The following is a 22,081-nucleotide window of genomic DNA, read 5'->3' as shown; positions in this document are numbered from 1 at the left end:
GTTTCCAAATTCATCGTCGTATATCTGTTTCGGAAACCCCATATACTGAATAAGGCATCAAAGAAATCGCGTTAACGGATATACCAAACGTTGAGGAGTGAGTCCATGGAACTTTTTACAGTATCGATGACGGAAACTTCCGCGAAAGACATTTCCAAATTATACGATTGCTTCACCCGTGAATTCGACGATTTACATACAGAAGAGGAAGGAGTCCACTTTCGTTTCGCGACGCGAGCGGGTGAAACGAATTTCATCTGTTACGGACCTTCATCCGATGCAAACGGCGATTCCGGTACGGAAGAAATATATAAAAAAGCGGCAAATGCGTTGGCGGAATACGTCTTGAAGGAAAAGGAAAGCATGCTGCTGCGGAAAATGATCGCGAAACAATGCCGCTTCGAAGGAACAGATGCGGTAGAGCAAGTCGAGGAGTACTGTATGCGTTTGTTGAATGGGACGGATCTCGAAATGAGCGAGTACGAAAACCGGGATCGCCGGAAAAGAACGGTAGCCTCTTCGTTTCTGCAATATTTTCGCGATAAGCATACGAAAGTGCATTTGGACGGATTTATTCATTTTCGGATGGAACAGTATGCGAAAGAGCTGCGCGAAATCGTCGAATATGCCGTGGACGAATATATATTGGACCAGCAATACCACGAATTTATCGCACTCTTGAAATATTTCGTGTATTTGCAGGAAACGAAAATTCCGGTCGCGCATTTGATGCATAAAGGCGGACATCAATTCGAATTGCTCAACGAGCATATGGTTCAAATCGAAACGACGCAAACGGAAGGAATCGTGATCGAGCTCCCCGATCAAGAGCTGGAGATGGAGGATATGATCGTCAGCACGCTCATTTCCGTTTCGCCGCAAAACATTTATATTCATACGCGCCATCCCGAAGAGCAGGTCATTCAAACGATTCGGCAAATATTCGAGAACAGGGTCCAAGTATGCGTGTATTGCTCGGACTGCGCGCCGTATTTGCACACCGACAAGCAGCACCAGGATCAATGCACTTGACCGCCGGCGCAAATGGATTTATAATAACTGATATTATATGGAGCTTGAACAGCGTTGACAAAGAAACGAATCGCCCTCCGGTCTGTCCAGAGAGAGGAAACGTAGGCTGCAATTTCCTCCAGTAACCGCCGGCGGTTTACCCCTTTGTAGCTGCACGTTTGAACCTTGCGCGCCAGGCGGATGGATTGCCGCGGGCGAAAGAGCAGTAAGGCGTGCCGATTCATTCCCGTTACCGAATGCGCTTAAGGATCCGATGCCGCTGCAGGACAGCGCCGGATCGAATTAGGGTGGAACCACGAGTCGACAACTCGTCCCTTTGCGGGACGGGTTTTTTTGCGTTCAAGCGACTACAGGGAGGATTGTTTTTCAAGGTCCTTTCACTACGTTGAGGAGGTTAAATCCATGTCAGTTAAAGTTACTTTGCCGGACGGCGCGGTGCGGGAATACGAGAGCGGAAGCACCATTGAGGACGTAGCCGGCTCGATTAGCAGCGGCTTGAAGAAAAATGCGATCGCAGGAAAAATAAACGGTAAAACGGTCGATTTATATACGCCGCTTACGGAAGACGCCGCGGTCGAAATCGTAACGCTCGATTCAAAGGACGGTTTGGAAGTATACCGTCATAGTACGGCGCATTTGATGGCGCAAGCGATCAAACGGATTTACGGCAATCAGGCCGTCAAGCTCGGCATCGGTCCGGTCATCGAAGACGGGTTTTATTACGATATCGATATGGAGCATTCGCTCAATCCCGAAGACTTGGCGAAGATCGAGAAAGAAATGGAGAAGATTGTGCAGGAAAATTTGCCGATCCGCCGCAGAGTCGTCAGCCGCGAGGAGGCGCTCCGCATTTATACGGAGCTTCACGACAATTTAAAGCTGGAACTAATTCGCGATTTGCCGGAAGATTCCGTCATTACTATGTACGATCAAGGGGAATTCTTCGATCTGTGCCGCGGGCCGCATTTGCCTTCGACCGGCCGGATCAAAGCGTTCAAGCTTCTTAGCGTAGCCGGCGCTTATTGGCGGGGCGATTCGAAGAACAAAATGCTTCAGCGGATTTATGGAACGGCCTTCGCGAAAAAATCCGAGTTGGAACAGCATTTGCATTTTTTGGAGGAAGCGAAAAAACGGGATCATCGCAAGCTTGGCAAAGAACTGAAAATATTCGGCTTCTCGCGCGAAGTGGGACAAGGCTTGCCGCTATGGCTGCCGAACGGCGCGAAGCTTCGGCGCACGCTGGAACGTTATATCGTCGATTTGGAAGAACGTCTCGGATACCAGCACGTATATACCCCGGTTCTGGCCAATGTCGAATTATACAAAACATCGGGACATTGGGATCATTATCAGGAAGATATGTTCCCGACCATGGTCATGGACAACGAGGAATTGGTGCTTCGCCCGATGAACTGCCCGCATCATATGATGGTGTTCAAGAGCGAAATGCGAAGCTACCGCGACTTGCCGATCCGAATTGCGGAGCTCGGCACGATGCATCGCTATGAAATGTCCGGCGCGCTTACGGGCTTGCATCGCGTGCGCGCGATGACGCTGAACGACGCGCATATCTTTTGCCGTCCCGATCAGATCAAAGAAGAATTCGCCCGCGTCGTCAATCTGATCCGGACAGTATATGAAGATTTCGGCATTCAAGATTACCGTTTCCGGTTGTCTTACCGCGATCCGCAAGATACGGAAAAATATTTTCAAAACGACGAGATGTGGGAAATGTCGCAGCGGATGCTGCGCGAGGTCGTCGAGGAATTGGAGCTTCCGTTCTTCGAGGCGGAAGGAGAGGCGGCGTTCTACGGCCCTAAGCTGGACGTGCAAATTCGCACCGCGCTCGGCAAGGAAGAAACGCTTTCCACCGCGCAGCTTGATTTCCTGCTTCCGGAGCGGTTCGAATTGGAATATGTCGGCGATGACGGTCAGAAACATCGTCCTGTCGTGATCCACCGCGGCATCGTTAGCACAATGGAGCGGATGACCGCCTTTTTGCTGGAGAACTTCGCCGGCGCGCTCCCGCTTTGGCTTGCTCCGGTTCAAGCGAAGGTGCTCCCGGTTTCGATGGCGTTCGACGATTATGCGAAGCGGGTCGAAGAGCGGTTGAAAGAAGCGGGCATTCGCGTAGAAGCCGATTTGCGGAACGAAAAGCTCGGCTACAAAATTCGCGAAGGCCAGTTGGAGAAAGTGCCTTACATGTTCATTGTGGGCGAGAACGAGCAGAACGCGGGCTCCGTTTCCGTGCGCAAACGGGGCCAGGGCGATATTGGCATGAAGCCGGTCGAGGAGACGATCGCCGAGTTGTCCGAAGAAATCCGCACGCACAGCATTTTCTAAGGAATAGATAAAAAATTTCGCCCCGGCGTATAATTTGCGTTATCCCTGGACATCCTTCGCAATAAGGGGGAGGTATCCATATGATAACCAAATGTTGCGATTTGCCGAGGCGAATCTTGATCGTTGTGATCGCGGCCGTTGCGGTTGCGATGTTCGGAATGGCGGAAAGCCGCGTCTATTCGCAAAGTTTGCCGCCGGATGTCGTTTCATATTTGAAACAACAGAAATTTCAGGAAACGTATTACACATCCGATATCCGCAACCATCTTATGATTGCGCAAGAAGCGCCGGAGGTTAAAGAAAAGCCTAGGGAGCCGCAATCGACGACGGTGAGCGCGCCGAGCCAGGATCAAGTGTTGGAGACGGTGAAAGTCGTTGCAACCGGTTATACCGCAGGCGTGGAATCGACGGGGAAAAAACCGGGCCATCCGGAATACGGCATTACGTATTCGGGCATTAAAGTAAGGCGCGATCAAGCGGGCATTTCGACAATTGCCGCCGATCCGAAAGTGTTTCCGATGGGAACGATTCTTTATATTCCAGGCTACGGCTACGGAATCGTCGCCGATACGGGCTCGGCCATTAAAGGAAAAAAAATCGATCTTTACTATAATACGACGAAGCAAGTATATAAAGAATGGGGCAAAAAAACGGTCAACGTCCAAGTGCTGAAGCGCGGCGACGGCAAAGTGACCGAGGAACTGGTCGAACAGGTCAAGGAAGCCTTCATTACGCATAAAACGCCAAAAGACGCCGCATAATATCCGTGGAGGTGAGCGCAAATGGCTAAAAATAAAAATACGAAAATGGGCGTGAACCAAAAATTTAACGCGGAATTTGCGGAAGAGGCTGACGCCGCTTCTACGAATGCCGCCGCGAAACGGGCGGGGCGTACGGCGGAACGTAACAATAATAAATAAATTGTCAGACGAGAGGGCATAACGACGATATGCCCTCTCTTTTTGTAAATCGGTCTTGAGACCGATTTACAGTTCAACCCCGGGGCGCTGTCTTTTTGCTTGAACAACCTTTACACTGTATATAATGAAAGATGTTTATCAAGCGGAGGGCGTTGCAGATGAATTCAAATATTTTTTCCAGGCTGATCGGAGGACTGTTTCTTGTCGGCATTGGCGTACTGTTTCTATTGCGGCAAATGGGCATTCTCCCATTCAGCATAGGAGATTTGATTAGAACGTTTTGGCCGGTTATTTTGATCGTAATCGGGTTATGCAATCTCGTCGGGACGGGCAGGCACCCTAACAACCGCTCCATTTCCCTATTCGGTTTCATCATGATTGCGATCGGATGTTATTTTCTCGGACAAAATTTGGGTTGGTACACCTTTTCGATCGGGGATATGATTAAATATATCATTCCGGCGGGATTGATTCTCATAGGATTATATGTGCTGCTGAAACCGCGCTCAAGAGAGCGGCATTACGATTCGTCCATGCCGCCGATCGGCGACGATCCTCATCACCAAAGTCATCATGACGATTGGACCGATTGGGGATGGGATTCGAAAGCGATCAACAAATCGGGCTTTATCGGCGAGGTCCACATGGGGCAGGATTATTGGGAGTTGCGGCCGATGAACATTTCCCATTTCATCGGTGACACCGTGCTTGATTTAACGAAAGCGCAAATTCCTTACGGCGAAACAAAAGTGAATATTTCAGCGTTTATATGCGATGTCAAAGTATTCGTTCCGAACGATGTGGAAGTCGGCGTTACGGTCTCCTCCAGCGCTTTTATCGGAGATGTGAAGGTGCTGGATCAATCGCAAGGAGGCTTTATGCGAAGCGTGCAATCGGAAACGCCTTACTACATGGAAGCCGGCAAAAAAGTGCGGATCATTGTCAGCACCTTTATCGGCGACGTGAAAGTGAGCAGGGTAGGATAGATGATCACACGGATATTGAAAAGCACGAAATGGAGATTGCTGCTATATTTCGCTTTGTCAAGCGTTCTGACTATTGCGGCCTTATTCGTCGGTTGGTTGAAATGGTATGATGAACTTTTCCAATCCCATGCTTGGATCTATTACTTGCTCGGAATCGTCATTTTGAACGTCTTTATCGGTTATGTGGTCTCGCGGGCGATTCAACGCCGGATCGACACGCTTCATCTGAGTATGCTTCAAGTATCCAAGGGGAATTTGTCCGAACGGATTCCTCCTTCGGACGATCCTACCTTTTCGTGGCTATACTATGAATTTAACGCGATGGTAGATTCGATGGAGAAGAAGATGAAATTGCTGCAAAAATTGGGCGAGCAAGAGGCGTTGGAGCTGGAGAAAACAGCGGAAACGGCTGTGCTGGAAGAACGCAAGCGGCTGGCAAGAGATTTGCACGATACGGTAAGCCAGCATTTGTTCGCGATTCATATGTCCGCCTCGTCTTTGCCGAAGGTGCTCGATCTGGATATGGATCGGGCTAAAGCGGTGCTTGCGCAATTGATCAATATGTCGTTTTTGGCGCAAAAGCAAATGCGCGGCTTGATCGCCCAGCTCCGTCCGCTCGAATTGGAGGACAAGACGCTGGCCGAAGCGCTCGACCGTTGGTTTCCCGATTATTGCCGCCAGAACGGATTGCAGGGCAAGAAAGATATCGACCTGCAAGGGGAAATGTCGGAAGGGAAGGAGCATCAGTTATTTCTTATTATCCAAGAAGCGATGGCCAATATCGTCAAGCACGCTTCGGCGAAACATGTCAGTTTGTCGTTGACGGAGCGGGGCAGCCAATATTCGTTAATTATTAGCGACGACGGGCAAGGCTTTCAACAAATGGAGAACAAAACCGGCTCATACGGTTTGTCCACGATGCGCGAACGAGCGGAGAAATTAGGCGGAGATGCCGAAATTATTAGCAAACCCGGCGCGGGAACGACCATTCGCGTGCATATCCCTAAATTCGAGGAGGAGCGAGACGGACATGGAACAGATGAAAGTCATGATCGTTGACGATCATGAGATGGTGCGTATGGGACTTCGCACCTATTTGATGTTGGAGCCGAAATGTAAAGTGATCGGCGAGGCGGGAGACGGAGAAGAAGCATTGGCCGCGTTGCGGAAGGGATTTGACGACGGATTGCCCGACGTCATTCTGATGGACTTGATGATGCCGAAGATGAACGGCGTTGAAGCGACGAAGGCGATCATGGAACAGTTTCCGAATATGCGGATCGTCATTTTGACCAGCTTTTTGGAAGATGAGCAAGTTGTCGAAGCGATCGAGGCGGGAGCCGTCAGCTATGTGCTCAAAACGGTGTCCGCGGAAGAGCTGATCTACGCATTGCAAGGCGCTTACCGCAACATGCCGGTCATGACGGGGGACGTATCGCAGGCGTTGTCGCGGGGCCTACGGTCCCGAACGGCCAAAGGGGAGGACGAAGGTCTTACCGATAGGGAAAAAGAAGTGCTGCTCTTGATCGCGGAAGGGAAAACGAATAAAGATATTGCCGAAGAACTCCATATCAGCATTAAGACGGTGAAAACGCATGTCAGCAATTTATTGATGAAGTGCGAGCTGGAGGACAGGACGCAGCTTGCCATCTATGCGCACCGCAAAGGCTGGGTAGAATAGCTTTTTAGAGGTTGTTCAAAAAGCCCCCTTTTGATCACGGAGATGAACTGGGAGCGAACTCGACATCGAATCTTGCGTTCACCCTCGAAGTCCGGTGCTCATGTAGGTTTTGCCTACACTGCGCTCCTCCTTCTTCGGGTTCTCGCAGCCTTCTCGGTGCTGAAAAGTCGACTTTTTGAACACGCACTTTTATTTTCTTTTTACTCATTTTTAAGGTTGGTTTAAGGTTTATAGTACATGATAATCATTGTAAAGAAGATATAGTCGATGTTGAAGGAGGTTTTCGTGATGAGCGAAGACAAACGCAATGATGAACAAGGTTTATTTCATAATCATAAAGACCTAGACCAAGAGCCTGCGAAAGAAGAGGAACAGGAAAGACCATCCTATTACTATTCTTACGGACCGTTCAAGTCCGTTCAACCGGAGTCGCCTCAGGCAACGAAATCGGTTTCCGGAGACGGCGAAACGTCCGATGTGGATATAACGCCGCCCGAGCCGATTCGCTCGATTCCGGTGCGGTCCTATTACAACTCTTCCGCCCCCGCGGGAAACGGCGGCGCCAATCACGGAGGATATCCGGCGCCGGGGCAAGTGAACCCCAATTGGCAGTACAGCGGCAAAGCGAAGTCGCCGTTTAAATCGATCGTCGCTTCGTTTTTGGCCGGAATGCTTGTTGTCGGTACGCTCATGTTTGCCGCCGATCGCGGCAACTGGTTCACTCCGGGCGAGACGGCTTCGCCGAACGGCAACGGCAACGGCGAGAACGCCGTGACGGCGAGCGCCAATCCGAGCGGTCTTACGATCGACAAACCGGGCAACGTAGCGGCGATTGCGAAGCAGGCGAGTCCGGCGGTCGTACTGATCGAGACGTTCCAGAAGCAAAGCAGCGGCGGGCGGAGCTTCTCGAACAATCCGTTTTTTGACGATCCGTTTTTCCGGCAATTTTTCGGCGATAATTACCCCGGCCAGTCGGATAACGGAGATAGCGGCAAGAACGATTCGTTGGTTCAAGTCGGTATCGGTTCGGGGTTCATTTTCGATAAAAGCGGCTATATATTGACGAACCAGCATGTGATCGGAAATGCGGACTCGATCAAAGTGACGCTGCAGGATTACAAAGAGCCGTTTACGGCGAAACTGCTCGGATCCAACTTCGATCTGGACTTGGCCGTACTGAAAATTGAAGGGGATAAAGATTTTCCTTCCGTTAACTTGGGCGATTCGGACCAAATCCAAGTCGGCGATTGGGTCGTAGCGATCGGGAATCCGCTCGGATTCGACCATACGGTGACGGCCGGGGTATTAAGCGCGAAAGACCGCAAAATCAGCATTCCGGATCAGGAGGCACGTAAAAACCGCAATTACAAAAATTTGCTGCAAACGGACGCATCGATCAATCCGGGCAACTCCGGCGGCCCGCTGCTCAATACGAACGGCGAAGTGATCGGCATGAACGTTGCCGTTAGCGCGCAAGGGCAAGGCATTGGTTTTGCGATTCCTTCGAAAACGATCCTTGAAGTGGTCGAGCCGCTCAAGGCGAACAAAGAGATTCCCAAGGAGCCGGTTCCGTTCATCGGAGCGGATCTAGCAACGATGACTGAGGATATTGCCAAGGAATTGGGAGTCGACTTTAAAGAAGGCTCCATCGTATCGCGGGTCTATTTCAAATCGCCGGCATACAATGCGGATCTTCGTCCGTACGATATCATTACAGGCATTGACGGCACCAAGTATAAAACGAATCAGGATTTGATCGATACGATTCAAACGAAAAAAGTCGGCGAACAAATTACGCTGCATATTATCCGCGACGGCAAAACGATGGACTTGAAAGTGACGATCGGTGACAAAAACAAATTCGGCGCGATTGAGCAATAATTGCAAAAAGCGTGTTGACGGGAAGCGGGGGAGTCATATCTTCTTCGCTTCCTTTTCGCTATTATAGAGAGGAAGGGAGTTGGTCCGATGCGGTCAAACGTATTGGTCGTCGACGACGACGAGAAAATCACCTCGATGCTGCGCAGAGGTTTGGCGTTCGAAGGATATCATGTCGTAACGGCGCGCAACGGCGCCGAAGGATTGAAATTGATCGCGGAGAGCGAGCCGGATATTATGATATTGGATGTCATGATGCCGCAGCTTGACGGATGGGAAGTATGCCGCAGGGTCAGGGAAGCGGGCAGTTCCGTGCCGATCTTGATGCTGACGGCGAAGGACGAGGTGCAGTCGCGGGTGAAAGGGCTCGATCTCGGCGCGGACGATTATTTGGTCAAGCCGTTTGCGCTGGAAGAGTTGCTGGCAAGAGTGCGCGCATTGTTGCGCCGCAAAGCGGAGCCGGCAGCGGAGACGCCTGTCCGCAGACTTGCGTTCGAAGATTTGGCGCTTGATCTCGATACGCGGGAAGCGACGCGCGGCGGGCATAAAATCGAATTGACGACAAAGGAATTCGAACTGCTGCATTTGCTGATGCAAAATCCGAACCGGGTGCTGGCCAGAGATATCATTATGGAAAAAATTTGGGGATACGATTTCAGCGGCGAATCGAACGTGCTGGAAGTCTATATCGCGATGCTGCGGCAAAAAACGGAGGAGCATGGAGGCAAACGGATCATTCAGACGATTCGCGGTGCGGGCTATGTATTGAGGGGAGATTCGTAACGATGTCGATTCGTTTACGCTTGACGTTATGGTATTCGGCGATTGTTGCGTTTACGTTTATCGTATGCGGCTTCGCCGTTTATTGGTTTGTCGCCCAGAACATATACGGCGATTTGAAGTCCAAAATCGTGGCGCAGGCCAGTCAAAGACCGTTCGATGTGAATATCGATTTTTGGAACGGTTCGTTCGAACTCCGGGTCGGCAAATTCATTAGCCAGGAATTTTTTGTGCAGACGGTAAACTATTTGAATGCCAACATTCAGACGTCGGCTAATTTGAAACCGTTCCATTTTCCTTATCCGCAAAAAAATTCGAAAGCGGTACAAGCGTTTCAACATGTTACTGTGGAGGGCGCACCTTTCCTCATTTACAATATGCCGCTCACTTCGAACAATCAGGTGGTCGGACTCGTTCAAATCGGCGTGCTGTCGGTGAAGGAAGAGCTGCTGCTGGCGAAACTGAAAAACATATTGACGGGCGTTTCCATCCTGGCGCTTATGATCGCTTTCTCGCTCGGATTATTCCTTGCCCGCAAATCGTTGAAACCGATCGACAATGTTATCCGGGCGGCCAATCAAATCGAGAGCGGCACCGATCTAAGCGTTCGCATTAAGCGGGAAGGGCCGAACGATGAAATCGGACGGCTGGTGGATACGGTGAATAGCATGCTGTCGAGGATGGAGACGTTCTATAACGAACTGGACGATGCTTACAAGACGCAGCGCCGCTTCGTATCCGACGCGTCGCATGAATTGCGTACGCCGCTCACGACGATTCGCGGGAATGTCGATCTGCTCGAAAAAATGTGGGAACCGAATCAACTGCAGGAATCGCGTTGGGATGAGGAGACGCTCAAACATATGTCGGCCGAAGCGATTCGGGATATCGCCGACGAGGCGAAGCGCATGAGCCGGCTCGTGAACGATTTGCTGGCGCTGGCGCGTGCCGACGCCGGTTTTACGATGGAGATGGAGCAGCTTGAGCTGAAACCGATCGTGGAGGAAGTAGCGCGGCGGGCGCAATTTTTAGAGCGGAAGGCGGAATGGATCACAGGCGACTTTTCCGGTTTGGAAGGGATATTCGTGAACGGGCAGAAAGAATATTTACAGCAAATGCTGTTTATTTTTATCGAAAATGCCTTTAAATTTACGCCGGAAGGCAGTGTGACGATGGATACGGTCCGCCATGGCGACCAGATCGGGATCCGGATCGCCGATACGGGAATCGGAATGGATCGCGAAGAGGTTCCTCATATTTTCGACCGTTTCTACCGCGCCGACGAGTCGCGCGGCAAAATTGCGGGCACCGGGCTCGGGCTTTCGATCGCAAAATGGATTATTGACGAGCATAAAGGTTCCGTGGAAGTATTGACGACGCTGGGGAAAGGCACGACGTTCATCGTGTGGCTGCCCATCGCTTCCCTTCCCGCCCTCGAATAGGCTATAATAGAGGAAGTTCAAGAAGTCCCCTTTTTGAACACGTTATTATAGTGGAAGTTTCGCTTAATAGAAAGCAGGTGCGACGATGGAAGTTGTCAAAATAACGCCCCGCGGCTATTGCTACGGCGTTGTCGACGCGATGGTGCTCGCTATGCAAACGGCCAAAAATTTGGATTTGCCGCGTCCGATTTATATATTGGGAATGATCGTTCATAACAGCCACGTAACTGAGGCGTTCGAACGGGAAGGAATCATTACGCTGGACGGAAACAACCGTCTCGACATCTTGAATCAGGTAGACCGGGGGACGGTCATTTTTACCGCGCACGGCGTTTCGCCGGAGGTAAGGCGGATTGCCCGCGAGAAGGGATTGACGACCGTCGACGCGACATGTCCGGACGTGACGCGAACCCATGATTTGATCCGCGACAAGGTGGCGGACGGATACGAGATCGTCTATATCGGGAAAAAAGGGCATCCGGAGCCGGAAGGCGCGATCGGCATTGCGCCCGAGCATGTCCATCTCATCGAGAAGGAGCAGGAAATTGCGGAACTGTCGCTAAATACGGAACGAATCGTCATCACGAATCAAACGACGATGAGCCAATGGGATATCAAGCATTTGATGAACCGCTTGATCGAGAAGTTTCCGACCGCGGAAATTCATAACGAAATTTGCCTCGCGACGCAAACAAGGCAGGAAGCGGTGGCCGAACAAGCGAAGGAAACCGATTTGGTCATCGTCGTCGGCGATCCGCGCAGCAACAATTCCAACCGTTTGGCGCAAGTATCCGAAGAAATCGCCGGAGTGAAAGCGTACCGGATTGCGGATATTACGGAATTGAACTTGGAATGGCTGAAAGGCGTGCGCAAAGTGGGCGTTACCTCCGGAGCTTCGACTCCGACGCCGATCACGAAAGAAGTGATCGCCTACTTGGAGCAATACGATCCGGACAATCCGGAAACGTGGGAACTACGCCGAACGGTCAATATGAAGAAGCTGCTTCCGACGGTCCGTGAGAAAGCAAAGTAAGTAACGTTAGAAGTCAAAGCGCAAGCCGTTCGCAATGGAACTCCATGGCGGACGGCTTGATTTGCGTAACGTTCCCTTGGCGGAGTCATATGCCGCCACGTCATCGCGCGCATGTTGTATAAAGTGCAATATAAAACGATTAACAGGCGCACCGGACGGGCGTATGTTGCATAAAGTGCAACAGTTGAAGCAGGTTGGGAGCCATTTCGACTATTTTCAAAAGATTATATTGTAATTTCTACAACATAACGTCCCATTTCCGCTCTAAACGTCCTCAAATGTTGTATTCTATACAACATTGCGTTGGCAGCAGTAGGGGGTGTTTTGAAGAACAATCGGCTTGAAACGCAAGCAAAACACTCCATACAACGTGCGGGAGCCACAGCGCGACCTTTCCAGGGGAACACGGCGCTGCGCCCCTTTTTCTCGATTCCAACATTTCAGGTTGACGTTCAACGCATCTTTTTATATAATTACTTTAATACTTAAAAGCGTATAAGCGTCGAAGCGTTTAAGCGAGTTAGCGAACGGTAAAAAGCAAGTTCCATAAAACGCTGTACCGGAATTAATTATGAAACATGGGGGAGAGCTAAACATGATCGCGATTGTATCCAACAAAACATCGGAAGAACGGGTGGCGGAAATTGTCCGCGTCATTGAAAAGGCAGGCGTACAGGCGCATGTATCGCGCGGCACGGACCGAACGGTCATCGGCATTATCGGCTCAGCGGAGCCGACGCTGGCCGAGCATTTACGGCAAATGAAAGACGTGGAGAACGTCATTAAAATATCGAAATCGTATAAATTGGCAAGCCGCGATTTCCATCCGGACGATACGATTATCGAGATCAAAGGCGTGAAAATCGGGGGGAACAATCTGACCGTCATGGGCGGGCCATGCGCGGTCGAATCGCCCGAGCAAATCGACGAGATCGCCCGCCTGGTCAAGGCTGCCGGCGGCCAAGTGCTGCGGGGCGGAGCGTTCAAGCCGAGAACCGGCCCTTACAGCTTCCAAGGCGTCGGCGTGGAAGGACTCGTCATGATGGCCGAAGCGGGCAAGAAACACGGCTTGCTTACGATCACGGAAGTCATGACGCCGGAATATGTGGACATTTGCGCGGAATACGCGGATATTTTGCAAGTAGGGACGCGCAATATGCAGAACTTCGACTTGCTGCGCAAGCTCGGGCAAACGAATGCGCCGGTGCTGCTGAAGCGCGGATTCAGCGCTACGTACGACGAGCTATTGAATGCGGCCGAATATATTCTTGCCGGTGGCAACCCTAACGTTATGCTGTGCGAACGCGGCATCCGCACGTTCGAAACGTATACTCGCAACACGCTCGATTTGACGGCCATCCCCGTATTGCAGCAATTAAGCCATTTGCCGGTCATCTCCGATCCGAGCCACGGTACGGGCCGCCGGGAATTGGTTGAAACGATGTCCAAAGCGTCGGTGGCGGCCGGAGCGAACGGCTTGATTATCGAAATGCATACCGATCCCGACAACTCGATGACGGGAGACGGGGTACAATCCTTGTTCCCGGACCAATTCGCCAATTTGCTCAAAGATTTGGAGAAGCTCGCCGCTCTGATGGGCAAAACATTCGATACTCCGAAAGAGCCGGCCGAAGCGTTTCAAACGTGGAAAAAAGTATAATCGTACGTTCGGTTTCAAATTCCCGCAAAGGCCCGGCTCCGGGCAGCGGGAATTTGCCGTTTCTATCCGCTGCATTTGTGTAAAAATACTACTTGAACGAAGATAGGAATATTGCTATCATATCCATATCTAATTTGTGAAAATAGAGACAAGGTGGAGAGGACGATATGAGTCAAAGAGCGTTTAACTTCAATGCCGGACCGGCTGCGCTTCCGTTGGAAGTATTGCAAAAGGCGCAATCGGAATTTGTAGAGTTTCAAAATTCGGGAATGTCCATTATGGAAATGTCTCATCGCGGCGCCATTTACGAGCAGGTGCATAACGAAGCCCAAACGTTGCTGCAACAATTGTTCGGCATACCGGAAGGGTATCGAATTTTGTTCTTGCAGGGCGGGGCGAGCACGCAATTTGCGATGATACCGTTAAACCTGCTGTCCGAAGGCAAAACGGCAAGCTATGTGAAGACGGGAAGCTGGGCGAACAAAGCGATCAAAGAAGCGAAGCTGGTCGGCGAGACCCATATCGCAGCATCCTCCGAAGCGGACAACTATATGCGCATTCCGGAAACGGGCGAGATTGAAATTGCGGATAACGCCGCCTATTTGCACATTACGTCGAACGAGACGATCGAAGGAACGCAGTTTCAACAGTATCCGGAAACCGGCGACGTACCGTTGATTGCGGATATGTCGAGCGACATTTTATGCCGTCCGGTCGACGTCTCCAAATTCGGCATGATCTATGCCGGTGCGCAAAAAAATCTCGGCCCGTCGGGCGTCACTGTCGTGATCGCGCGCGAAGACTTGATTGCCGAATCGCCGAAGAACGTCCCGACGATGCTTCGTTACGATACGCACTATGCCAACAATTCCCTATACAATACGCCGCCTGCATTCTCGATTTATATGGTCAATCTTGTCTTGAAATGGTTGACGGAACAAGGCGGATTAACGGCAGTCGAACGTAAAAACCGGGATAAGGCGAATCTTATTTACGATGCGATCGATCAAAGCGGAGGTTTCTATCGCGGATGCGCGCAAACGGGCAGCCGTTCGATCATGAACATCACATTCCGCCTGCAAAGCGAGGCATTGGAGAAGCAATTCATCAAAGATTCGGAGCAGCAAGGTTTTGTAGGCTTGAAAGGGCATCGCAGCGTAGGAGGCTTGCGCGCTTCGGCCTATAATGCCGTTCCTTACGAGAGCTGCAAGGCGCTCGCGGATTTTATGGCGGATTTTGCGCGCCGAAACGGATAATTGCCAATTGCCGTCCATCCATACAATAAAGCCGTCGGGGCGCACTGCCCTGACGGCTTTTCGGCATATTATGAGAAACAACCGGGGAACATCCCCGTGGAGACGGCTTTTCGGTTCCAGCAGTTGATCGCATCGATCGCCATAATCAAGTCCACAAATTCGGTTTCGACGGTGATTTCATCGATGCGGTTGATGCTTCAAAGATTTATGCAATCGTTTCGTGCGTTCCTTCTCCAACAATTTCAATTTCGTATCCTCTTTGCGCGCCAAGTAGGCGAGCTCCGCTTTCATTTTATTAAAATTGGCGTATCTGCGCGCATCGAGTTGCCCGGCTTCCAGCGCCGCCCTGACCGCGCATAACGGTTCCCGTTCGTGGCGGCAATCGTTGAAATGGCATTGCGCCGCAAGCTCTTCGATATCGCGGAAGGAATCGGACAGCCCTTCCTCCGCGTCCCATAACTGGATCTCCCGCATGCCCGGCGTATCGACGACGATTCCGCCGCTCTGCAGCGGAAACAATTCGCGATGCGTCGTCGTATGCCGTCCGCGGTCGTCTCCCGTACGAATCTCGCTTACTTTCTGGATTTCCCGGCCGATGAGCCGGTTCACCATCGACGATTTGCCTGCGCCGGACGAACCGAGCAGCGCGACCGTCTTCCCAGGCTGCAAATAACGGGCAAGCTCGTCGAAGCCGATATCCGCCGTAGAACTGACCGCATGAATCGGTACGCCGAAAGCGATCGCCTCTACCTGTTCCTTGCGCATGTATAGATCGTCGCATAAATCGCTTTTGCTTAAAATAATAACCGGATTGGCTCCGCTTTCCCAAGCTAAAATCAAATAGCGCTCGATTCTGCGCACGTTGAAATCGTGATTTAACGCATTGACCAAAAAGACGGTATCGATATTGGCGGCGACGATTTGTTCGTCCGTCGTCTGGCCTGCCGTTTTGCGCGAAAATTTGCTCATTCGCGGCAGAACGGCATGGATCGTCCCTTTGCCTTCCGCCGGCCGCGCATCGAGCGCGACCCAGTCGCCGACCGCGGGATAATCCCCGCGCTCGTAGGCGTTATACCGGAATTTGCCCGACACTTCCGCAAGCAGTTCTCCTTGTTCCGTGTAGACGGTATATAAATGTTTATGCTCCAGCGCCACTCTTCCCGCGCTGTATCCTTGCTCCGAATAGGGCGCAAATGCGTCCGCAAACGCCGTATTCCAGCCTAAATCGTTTAAATTCAATCAGGTTTCCTCCTCCGAAAGCTTGAAAAGCGAAATTGAGCCAAGCTACGGAGAGTCCCCGATTGTCCGGGTGTTCAATCGAGGAGTTCCGCAGCCTCACCGACATGTGACATCGTATCCATCGTATAAGTCTTGCTCATACTACATCACTCCTTCCAACGAATTGCTTATATTATAAGGACATTCAATAAAAAATTCAATCGCCTCCCGTTCACGCATATGCATCGATATTCCACAGGACATGTTGTATAATAATAAGGATGTGAGGTGAATAGACGGATGGCATTGCATATTGTATTGGTTGAACCGGAAATTCCCGCGAATACGGGCAATATCGCCAGAACTTGCGCAGCGACGGGAACGCATCTGCATTTGGTGCGGCCGCTCGGTTTCCGTACCGACGACGCGACGTTAAAGCGGGCGGGCCTGGATTATTGGTACGCGGTTCATATTGAGTATCATGACTCCTTTGCGGAGCTGAAAGAAAAGTATGCGGGTAGCCGCTTTTTTTATGCCACGACGAAAGCAAGCAAGCGATACTGCGATTTTCAATTTCAAGACGGCGATTTTCTCGTGTTCGGCAAAGAAACGAAAGGTTTGCCGATGGAATTGATAACGGCCAACGCTGAAACATGCATGAAAATTCCGATGACGGACAAAGTTCGTTCCTTGAATTTGTCCAACTCGGCGGCGATCGTCGTGTATGAAGCGCTGCGCCAGCTTGATTTCAATTTTTCGGAAACGTAACAGATAAAATTGCCGGAAAAGCAGGATTTTGTCAGACGGCAGCGAAAGTAGTAGGTGTAGAGTTTTCAAGGGTATGCGATATTCAGATCGAACAAGAGGGGTGACAGTACTTATGAAACCTGCCGGTGTAGTTAGGAAAGTGGATCAACTAGGGCGCATCGTTTTGCCGAAATCGTTGCGAAGAAGGTACCAAATGAATGAAGGAGATCCGGTAGAGATTTTAGTGCAAGGAGATCACATTATTTTGGAACGGTATCGGCCGAAGTGCATTTTTTGCGGCTCGATGACGAGTGTGAACGAATTTAAAGAGCGGCATATTTGCTCCGGCTGTTTAGGCGAAATGAATCATCTGCAAAGACATGCGTAGCACAACGAAAAAAGCTTCCCCAACAAGGTTCGCGGGGAAGCTTTTTGCATTATCGTTTGTTTACAGGCCTTTCGTTTTGTCTTCGTTATAAGAAGATGTTAATATGGCCGTCAAAAAAAGGAGCATGACGAGCAATACAATGATAAATTTGATCGACACGATGCGCCCACCTCCAACTATACGTCTATTATACCTAAAATGTTCCATGAAGGAAATTATAATTGTGTGAACTTTTTCATAGAACTATTTTTACCGATGATGTCCGCAATTATGTGATGCTTATTTGAAAAACAAAAAATGCGTCGGCACCGGGCGAAGCTTGCCGTCGGACGGTTTGTTTACGATTTTGCCGTTAAAGATCAGCGTGGAAGATCCGCCGCCGTCCAAATTATATGCGTCGATGACGCCGAGATTGCTCAGTTTATTTTGCAGTTCTTCAAGCGTTGCTCCCGATTTTCCTTTCTCGTCGTAGCCGTCGGCGACGATGATTAATAACTGGTCGTCCTTATAATTGCCTATGACGGTGCGCGGCGCCCGTTTGGGCGAAGACTTCCATTTGTCGGGAATAGCGAGCTTCACGCCGTTTTTCAGTAAGACGGGGACGAATGTCGCCCCAAACGACGGCTTCAGCTTGTCCAATTGCTGCTGCGATTGGAATTTCCCGCCGATTAATTTGCCCTGTTCGTTTAAGCCGACAAAGCTTAAATCTTTATAGCTCGCTTCAAATCCGCCGTTGATATATTTCCCGTTTAGAACCGTCGTGCTGAGCGGATAACGATTTCCTTTGCCGTCGGCAAAGCCGCCCGCGTTGATGCCGGCCGCCGCCCCGTACCGTTTCACCGCTTGCAGCGTCGTTTCCGCGCCGCCGACCTTATCTTTGCCGAGCGCCATCGTCATCGCCTTCGGATCTTTCAATTTTACCTTTAACGCGTATCCTTTGTATGTATCTTGATTCAGATAAAACAATTCCATCCGGATTTTATCCGACTCGATCTTTTGCGATGCTTTGCCGAGCTTGGAGGTGATCCGGTCATTATAGATTTTCGCCGGACGGTCGGCTTGCGCGCCGGCAACTTTGACGATCGCAGCCATCGTTTGCGTCGTCTTCTGATAGAGCGCCGATATATTGCGGATGGATTCCGACACATAAAGCGCCGTTTGCGCCGCGTCATCCAGATCGCCGGCGATTTGCGCCGCTCTGGCTTCGAATTCAGCGGTCGTTGCCGGCTCTCCGGGATCGTAACGAATCTGCAGCGTCTGCGAAGAGAACAGCATAAATAACAGCATGCCTAGAAACGGGGCGCTTGCAAGCATAAAAAACCGATTGACCTCTTTGACGGAAACATTCATTTTAACAAATCCATCTGTTTCTGAAGCTGATCGAGCTTCTTCTTCACTTCGGCCAATTGGGTATACAGCTTATTGCTGTTATCGGTTTTATCGCTTGCGTTATCTTTCGTAAAGGTAAGAAGTTCGTTAAATGAGTCCACTTTGCTCTGCAACGTATCCAGTTGCCCCGCGATCGTATTCATCCGGCTTTCGTAATCCGCTCTCATGACGGCGATTTGTTCGTCCGTTTGCGTTTTCATTGTTTGCAGCATTTCCTCTTTCATATGATTGCTATATAGATAAGTGGCGAGTACGCCGCCGCCAATCATCAACACCCATATTAGTAAAAAGATTTTGGCGGAACCTTTCCGCTTTGTCGCCCGGCGATGTTGCATTTGCTGGTCGGTATTCGGCTCCAAAGAAGAATCCAATTCTATCACTCCCAACTCCACATTATAGAGGTTGTTCAAAAAGCCCACTTTTGATCACGAAGGTGAACTGGGAGCGAACTCGACATCGAATCTTGCGTTCACCCTCGAAGTCCGGTGCTCATGTAGGTTTTGCCTACACTCCGCTCCTCCTTCTTCGGGTTCTCGCAACCTTCTCGGTGCTGAAAAGTCGACTTTTTGAACACGCACTTATAGCTACATATTTTATCACGATCCGCCAAGGCTCGTCAAAATGGCATCATTTGCAAGCAATTTCTTATCAGGCAGTGAAAAACGGCATCCGACCCCCGCAAAGGGATCGAATGTCTATGAATCCGCTTTATTTGACGTGAAAAAGGAGGTTGCGGGAAACAGGGGGCTGATATACAATCGCCTTAAGATTTTGACAACATGCTTGCCTTCAGGCAGCGAAGGGGATATTGCGAGATGCTTGCTCTCAATTGGAGAAATACGAAACTGTTCGGAAGCCGCATGCCGTTGCCGCCGGATAAGAAGCTTTCAAAGGAAGCGAAAGTGTCGATTGCCATTCACGGGTTGTATCAGCTCGGCGCTTCGATGGCAGGAGTCTTTTTAAGTTTGTATTTATGGCGTTTGACCGAAGATATTTTCGTGAACGGAATGTACAACATCATTCTGTACTTCGTTTCTCCGATTGTTTTTATGCTAGGCGGCTGGATCGCCAAGACGAAAGACCGGCTGCTCGTTTACCGGCTCGGTATCGTCTTTACCGTACTATTTTATTTGCTTGTGCTGATCGCGCGGGAGAAAGTCGTCGAGTATATGCCCGTCTTCGCCGTACTGAACGGCATTGCGAATTCCTTTTATTGGCTAGGGTATTTGACGTTGATGTACGACGTCTCAACCAATCGAAACCGGATTCGATACTTGGGCATGAATTCGGTTCTCTTCAATTTCGCCGGATTGGCCGGGCCCGCATTGGCCGGCTTCCTGATCAGCTTAAGCCAAGGGCTGAACGGATATGTCGTCGTGTTCGGCATTGCGTTCGTCATGTTTTTCTTGACGGCGCTCGGCAGCTTCCGCTTGAAATCGAAATCTTCGCTGCACCGCAAATATTACTTGCATTTGGTGCCGAAGATTATGAAAAGGGATAAAAGATGGCTCAAATCGCTGTGCGGATGGCTCGTGATCGGCTTATTGCAAGGAACGATGTTATTCCTGCCCAACATTTTATTGTATAATGAATTAAAGCAGGAAAGCTTGGTCGGCTATACCGGCGTATTCCTGACAGGATTGGTCATCGCGTCAAGCTACGTTCTGACCCGTATCGGCAATGAACATTCGGCCCGCAAATATATGGCGGCGGCTGCGCTCGGTTTCACGTTCGGCTCGCTCTTGCTGTTTATGCATACATCGGTATGGACGGTGCTTGTCTTCTTGGCATTATACTCGATATTCAATCCGGTGCAAGGGAATACGTATTCGGCGTATACGTACCGCATTATCGGCAATCTTCCGCTCAAGGACAACGTTCGGGTCGAAACGATTATTTTGCGGGAGACGTTTTTGAATACGGGGCGGATTTGCTCTATCGTGATTTTTCTGTCGTTTGCAAGCAATTTGGAGGCCGGGGCGATCCCGTGGATTTTGCTGGCCGTTTCGCTGATCCAGTTCGCGACGGTTGCTTTTATGGAAAAGACGGAGATTAGCGAGTAATTTCAGATTGGAGAGGGAGAAGTGAACGGCATGCAGTATTTATTCAATGAAAGCGTTCGGCAAATGAAGGCTTCGTCGGTGCGCGAAATCTTGAAATTGACGCAGGGAGGATCGGTGATTTCGTTTGCGGGCGGATTGCCCGCCGAGGAGCTGTTTCCGGCGGAAGCGATTCGGGAAGCGGCGCAGCGCATTTTCGCGCTTGGAAACGGGGCGCTGCAGTATGGGCTGACCGAAGGATATGTGACGCTGCGGGAGCAAATCGGCGAGCGTCTCGCTGCCGCCGAGCAAGTGAAAGCGGGCGTTGACGAAACGATTCTGACGACCGGTTCGCAGCAGGCGATCGATTTGCTGGCGCGCGTATATTTGGAGCCTGGAGATACGGTATTGGTGGAAAACCCTACGTATTTGGCCTGTTTGCAGGCATTGCGGTTCCGAGGAGCGCGCATTGTTCCGGTGGTGAGCGATGCGGACGGCATGGATCCTGGCGATTTGGCGGACAAAATAAAACGTTTCTCGCCGAAAATGGCGTACGTCGTTCCGACGTTCTCGAATCCGGCGGGGAAAGTTTGGAGTTTGGAGAGACGCAAGGAATTGCTTCGGCAATGCAAAGCGAATAACATCTTAATTGTTGAGGACGATCCGTACGGCGAAATCAGCTTCGGCGATTATGAGCCTGTGCCGACGCTGCTGTCGCTGGACGGACAGCCGGAAGACAGCGCCGTCGTCTATACGAGCACGTTCAGCAAAACCGTTGCGCCTGCGCTGCGCACCGGTTGGGCGATCGGCGACCGCCGCGTCATTCAAATGATGGCTCGCGCGAAGCAGTCGACCGATTTGCATTCGAGCATGATCGATCAGCAAATACTAAGCGAACTGCTCCGCCTGGAACATTTCAAGCTGGACGACCATATTGCGAAGATTCGTCACGAATATGAGGAGCGCATGAAGGTGATGGCAGGCTTGCTGCGTCAGGACGTGTGGCAGGACGCGCGTTGGATCGAGCCGAAGGGCGGCATGTTTATTTGGGTCGAGCTGCCGGAAGGCCTCGACGCGGAGGCGCTCCTGCGCGCAAGCGTCCCGAAAGGCGTCGCGTTCGTGCCGGGCACCGATTTCTACGCGGCGGAACCGAAGCGGAATACGATGCGGCTTAATTTCACGCATTCGTCGCGCGAACAGTTGGCGCGGGGAATGAATTTGCTGAGCGAAGCGGTGGAGGAATTTACGGCGCGCAGCTGACCTGATGTGAAAGGTTATGTATGAGCCGC

Annotated in this window: 20 protein-coding genes; 17 read left to right on the top strand and 3 right to left on the bottom strand. The window is 50.8% G+C overall.

Annotated features, from left to right (window positions below; all coding sequences use genetic code 11):
- Positions 1 to 105: 105 nt before the first annotated feature.
- From LQ229_RS01545 to serC, 13 genes are all read left to right on the top strand, one after another.
- Positions 106 to 1,032, top strand: coding sequence for a putative sporulation protein YtxC (locus LQ229_RS01545; RefSeq protein WP_230190761.1), 927 nt, complete (start codon positions 106 to 108; stop codon positions 1,030 to 1,032).
- 402 nt (positions 1,033 to 1,434) lie between these two features.
- Entirely contained in the window at positions 1,435 to 3,375 is a 1,941-nt protein-coding gene (gene thrS / locus LQ229_RS01540; protein ID WP_230190760.1) for a threonine--tRNA ligase, read from the top strand.
- A gap of 269 nt (positions 3,376 to 3,644) precedes the next feature.
- A complete protein-coding gene (locus tag LQ229_RS01535) occupies positions 3,645 to 4,136 on the top strand; it encodes a 3D domain-containing protein (protein WP_230190807.1) in 492 nt (163 codons plus the stop codon).
- 21 nt (positions 4,137 to 4,157) lie between these two features.
- The gene (locus LQ229_RS01530; protein WP_216538509.1) at positions 4,158 to 4,295 is read left to right on the top strand and encodes a hypothetical protein; all 138 of its coding nucleotides are present in this window, start codon (positions 4,158 to 4,160) and stop codon (positions 4,293 to 4,295) included.
- 158 nt (positions 4,296 to 4,453) lie between these two features.
- A complete protein-coding gene (gene liaF, locus LQ229_RS01525; protein ID WP_216538508.1) occupies positions 4,454 to 5,281 on the top strand; it encodes a cell wall-active antibiotics response protein LiaF in 828 nt (275 codons plus the stop codon).
- On the top strand, positions 5,282 to 6,340 hold the full coding sequence (locus tag LQ229_RS01520; RefSeq protein ID WP_230190759.1) for a sensor histidine kinase: 1,059 nt from the start codon (positions 5,282 to 5,284) through the stop codon (positions 6,338 to 6,340).
- Positions 6,312 to 6,962: a response regulator transcription factor gene (locus LQ229_RS01515; RefSeq protein WP_216538506.1), complete on the top strand. Its 651-nt coding sequence runs from the start codon at positions 6,312 to 6,314 to the stop codon at positions 6,960 to 6,962. The genes LQ229_RS01520 and LQ229_RS01515 overlap by 29 nt, the downstream gene beginning before the upstream one ends.
- Before the next feature lie 288 nt (positions 6,963 to 7,250).
- A complete protein-coding gene (locus tag LQ229_RS01510; protein WP_230190758.1) occupies positions 7,251 to 8,843 on the top strand; it encodes a trypsin-like peptidase domain-containing protein in 1,593 nt (530 codons plus the stop codon).
- A gap of 87 nt (positions 8,844 to 8,930) precedes the next feature.
- Positions 8,931 to 9,623 (top strand): response regulator transcription factor, encoded by a 693-nt coding sequence (locus tag LQ229_RS01505; protein ID WP_216538504.1) that lies wholly within the window; start codon positions 8,931 to 8,933, stop codon positions 9,621 to 9,623.
- 2 nt (positions 9,624 to 9,625) lie between these two features.
- The gene (locus tag LQ229_RS01500; RefSeq protein ID WP_216538503.1) at positions 9,626 to 11,062 is read left to right on the top strand and encodes a HAMP domain-containing sensor histidine kinase; all 1,437 of its coding nucleotides are present in this window, start codon (positions 9,626 to 9,628) and stop codon (positions 11,060 to 11,062) included.
- Between the two features lie 85 nt (positions 11,063 to 11,147).
- A complete protein-coding gene (locus tag LQ229_RS01495) occupies positions 11,148 to 12,095 on the top strand; it encodes a 4-hydroxy-3-methylbut-2-enyl diphosphate reductase (RefSeq protein ID WP_216538502.1) in 948 nt (315 codons plus the stop codon).
- 595 nt (positions 12,096 to 12,690) lie between these two features.
- Positions 12,691 to 13,755, top strand: coding sequence for a 3-deoxy-7-phosphoheptulonate synthase (gene aroF, locus LQ229_RS01490; RefSeq protein WP_216538501.1), 1,065 nt, complete (start codon positions 12,691 to 12,693; stop codon positions 13,753 to 13,755).
- Positions 13,756 to 13,922: 167 nt separating this feature from the next.
- Positions 13,923 to 15,011 carry a 3-phosphoserine/phosphohydroxythreonine transaminase gene (serC, locus tag LQ229_RS01485; RefSeq protein WP_216538500.1) on the top strand — a complete coding sequence of 363 codons (1,089 nt, stop codon included), beginning with the start codon at positions 13,923 to 13,925 and terminating at the stop codon, positions 15,009 to 15,011.
- Between the two features lie 177 nt (positions 15,012 to 15,188).
- Here the strand turns inward: serC and rsgA are convergent, their stop codons facing one another.
- On the bottom strand, positions 15,189 to 16,250 hold the full coding sequence (gene rsgA / locus LQ229_RS01480; protein ID WP_216538499.1) for a ribosome small subunit-dependent GTPase A: 1,062 nt from the start codon (positions 16,248 to 16,250) through the stop codon (positions 15,189 to 15,191).
- Positions 16,251 to 16,529: 279 nt separating this feature from the next.
- Here rsgA and trmL point away from each other — a divergent pair, with 279 nt between their 5' ends.
- Positions 16,530 to 16,997, top strand: coding sequence for a tRNA (uridine(34)/cytosine(34)/5-carboxymethylaminomethyluridine(34)-2'-O)-methyltransferase TrmL (gene trmL, locus LQ229_RS01475; protein WP_216538498.1), 468 nt, complete (start codon positions 16,530 to 16,532; stop codon positions 16,995 to 16,997).
- A gap of 112 nt (positions 16,998 to 17,109) precedes the next feature.
- A complete protein-coding gene (locus tag LQ229_RS01470; protein ID WP_216538497.1) occupies positions 17,110 to 17,364 on the top strand; it encodes an AbrB/MazE/SpoVT family DNA-binding domain-containing protein in 255 nt (84 codons plus the stop codon).
- 279 nt (positions 17,365 to 17,643) lie between these two features.
- Here LQ229_RS01470 and LQ229_RS01465 read toward each other — a convergent pair whose 3' ends face one another.
- Complete coding sequence (locus tag LQ229_RS01465) at positions 17,644 to 18,714, bottom strand: phosphodiester glycosidase family protein (protein WP_216538496.1); 1,071 nt, start codon at positions 18,712 to 18,714, stop codon at positions 17,644 to 17,646.
- Positions 18,711 to 19,112: a hypothetical protein gene (locus LQ229_RS01460; protein ID WP_216538561.1), complete on the bottom strand. Its 402-nt coding sequence runs from the start codon at positions 19,110 to 19,112 to the stop codon at positions 18,711 to 18,713. The genes LQ229_RS01465 and LQ229_RS01460 overlap by 4 nt, the downstream gene beginning before the upstream one ends.
- Before the next feature lie 456 nt (positions 19,113 to 19,568).
- Between LQ229_RS01460 and LQ229_RS01455 the strand changes: the two genes are divergently transcribed.
- Together LQ229_RS01455 and LQ229_RS01450 are read left to right on the top strand one after the other, a co-directional pair.
- Entirely contained in the window at positions 19,569 to 20,816 is a 1,248-nt protein-coding gene (locus tag LQ229_RS01455) for an MFS transporter (protein WP_230190757.1), read from the top strand.
- 30 nt (positions 20,817 to 20,846) lie between these two features.
- Positions 20,847 to 22,052, top strand: coding sequence for a PLP-dependent aminotransferase family protein (locus tag LQ229_RS01450; RefSeq protein WP_216538559.1), 1,206 nt, complete (start codon positions 20,847 to 20,849; stop codon positions 22,050 to 22,052).
- The last annotated feature ends 29 nt before the right edge of the window (positions 22,053 to 22,081 follow it).

The organism is Paenibacillus sp. CECT 9249 (assembly GCF_918697855.1).
In the GTDB taxonomy this organism is placed as follows: domain Bacteria; phylum Bacillota; class Bacilli; order Paenibacillales; family Paenibacillaceae; genus MSJ-34.
Note: the sequence above shows the minus strand (reverse complement) of the source record. Positions and strands in the feature narration are given on the sequence as shown.

Excerpts from the sequence above, each read along its gene's own strand:
- LQ229_RS01505 (WP_216538504.1), top strand. The coding sequence starts at position 8,931 with ATGCGGTCAAACGTATTGGTCGTCGACGACGACGAGAAAATCACCTCG.
- LQ229_RS01515 (WP_216538506.1), top strand. The coding sequence starts at position 6,312 with ATGGAACAGATGAAAGTCATGATCGTTGACGATCATGAGATGGTGCGT.
- serC (WP_216538500.1), top strand. The coding sequence starts at position 13,923 with ATGAGTCAAAGAGCGTTTAACTTCAATGCCGGACCGGCTGCGCTTCCG.
- LQ229_RS01530 (WP_216538509.1), top strand. The coding sequence starts at position 4,158 with ATGGCTAAAAATAAAAATACGAAAATGGGCGTGAACCAAAAATTTAAC.
- liaF (WP_216538508.1), top strand. The coding sequence starts at position 4,454 with ATGAATTCAAATATTTTTTCCAGGCTGATCGGAGGACTGTTTCTTGTC.
- LQ229_RS01465 (WP_216538496.1), bottom strand. The coding sequence starts at position 18,714 with ATGAATGTTTCCGTCAAAGAGGTCAATCGGTTTTTTATGCTTGCAAGC.
- LQ229_RS01545 (WP_230190761.1), top strand. The coding sequence starts at position 106 with ATGGAACTTTTTACAGTATCGATGACGGAAACTTCCGCGAAAGACATT.
- LQ229_RS01510 (WP_230190758.1), top strand. The coding sequence starts at position 7,251 with ATGAGCGAAGACAAACGCAATGATGAACAAGGTTTATTTCATAATCAT.
- LQ229_RS01500 (WP_216538503.1), top strand. The coding sequence starts at position 9,626 with ATGTCGATTCGTTTACGCTTGACGTTATGGTATTCGGCGATTGTTGCG.
- LQ229_RS01520 (WP_230190759.1), top strand. The coding sequence starts at position 5,282 with ATGATCACACGGATATTGAAAAGCACGAAATGGAGATTGCTGCTATAT.
- LQ229_RS01470 (WP_216538497.1), top strand. The coding sequence starts at position 17,110 with ATGAAACCTGCCGGTGTAGTTAGGAAAGTGGATCAACTAGGGCGCATC.
- LQ229_RS01495 (WP_216538502.1), top strand. The coding sequence starts at position 11,148 with ATGGAAGTTGTCAAAATAACGCCCCGCGGCTATTGCTACGGCGTTGTC.
- aroF (WP_216538501.1), top strand. The coding sequence starts at position 12,691 with ATGATCGCGATTGTATCCAACAAAACATCGGAAGAACGGGTGGCGGAA.
- LQ229_RS01455 (WP_230190757.1), top strand. The coding sequence starts at position 19,569 with ATGCTTGCTCTCAATTGGAGAAATACGAAACTGTTCGGAAGCCGCATG.
- LQ229_RS01450 (WP_216538559.1), top strand. The coding sequence starts at position 20,847 with ATGCAGTATTTATTCAATGAAAGCGTTCGGCAAATGAAGGCTTCGTCG.
- trmL (WP_216538498.1), top strand. The coding sequence starts at position 16,530 with ATGGCATTGCATATTGTATTGGTTGAACCGGAAATTCCCGCGAATACG.
- LQ229_RS01535 (WP_230190807.1), top strand. The coding sequence starts at position 3,645 with ATGATTGCGCAAGAAGCGCCGGAGGTTAAAGAAAAGCCTAGGGAGCCG.
- thrS (WP_230190760.1), top strand. The coding sequence starts at position 1,435 with ATGTCAGTTAAAGTTACTTTGCCGGACGGCGCGGTGCGGGAATACGAG.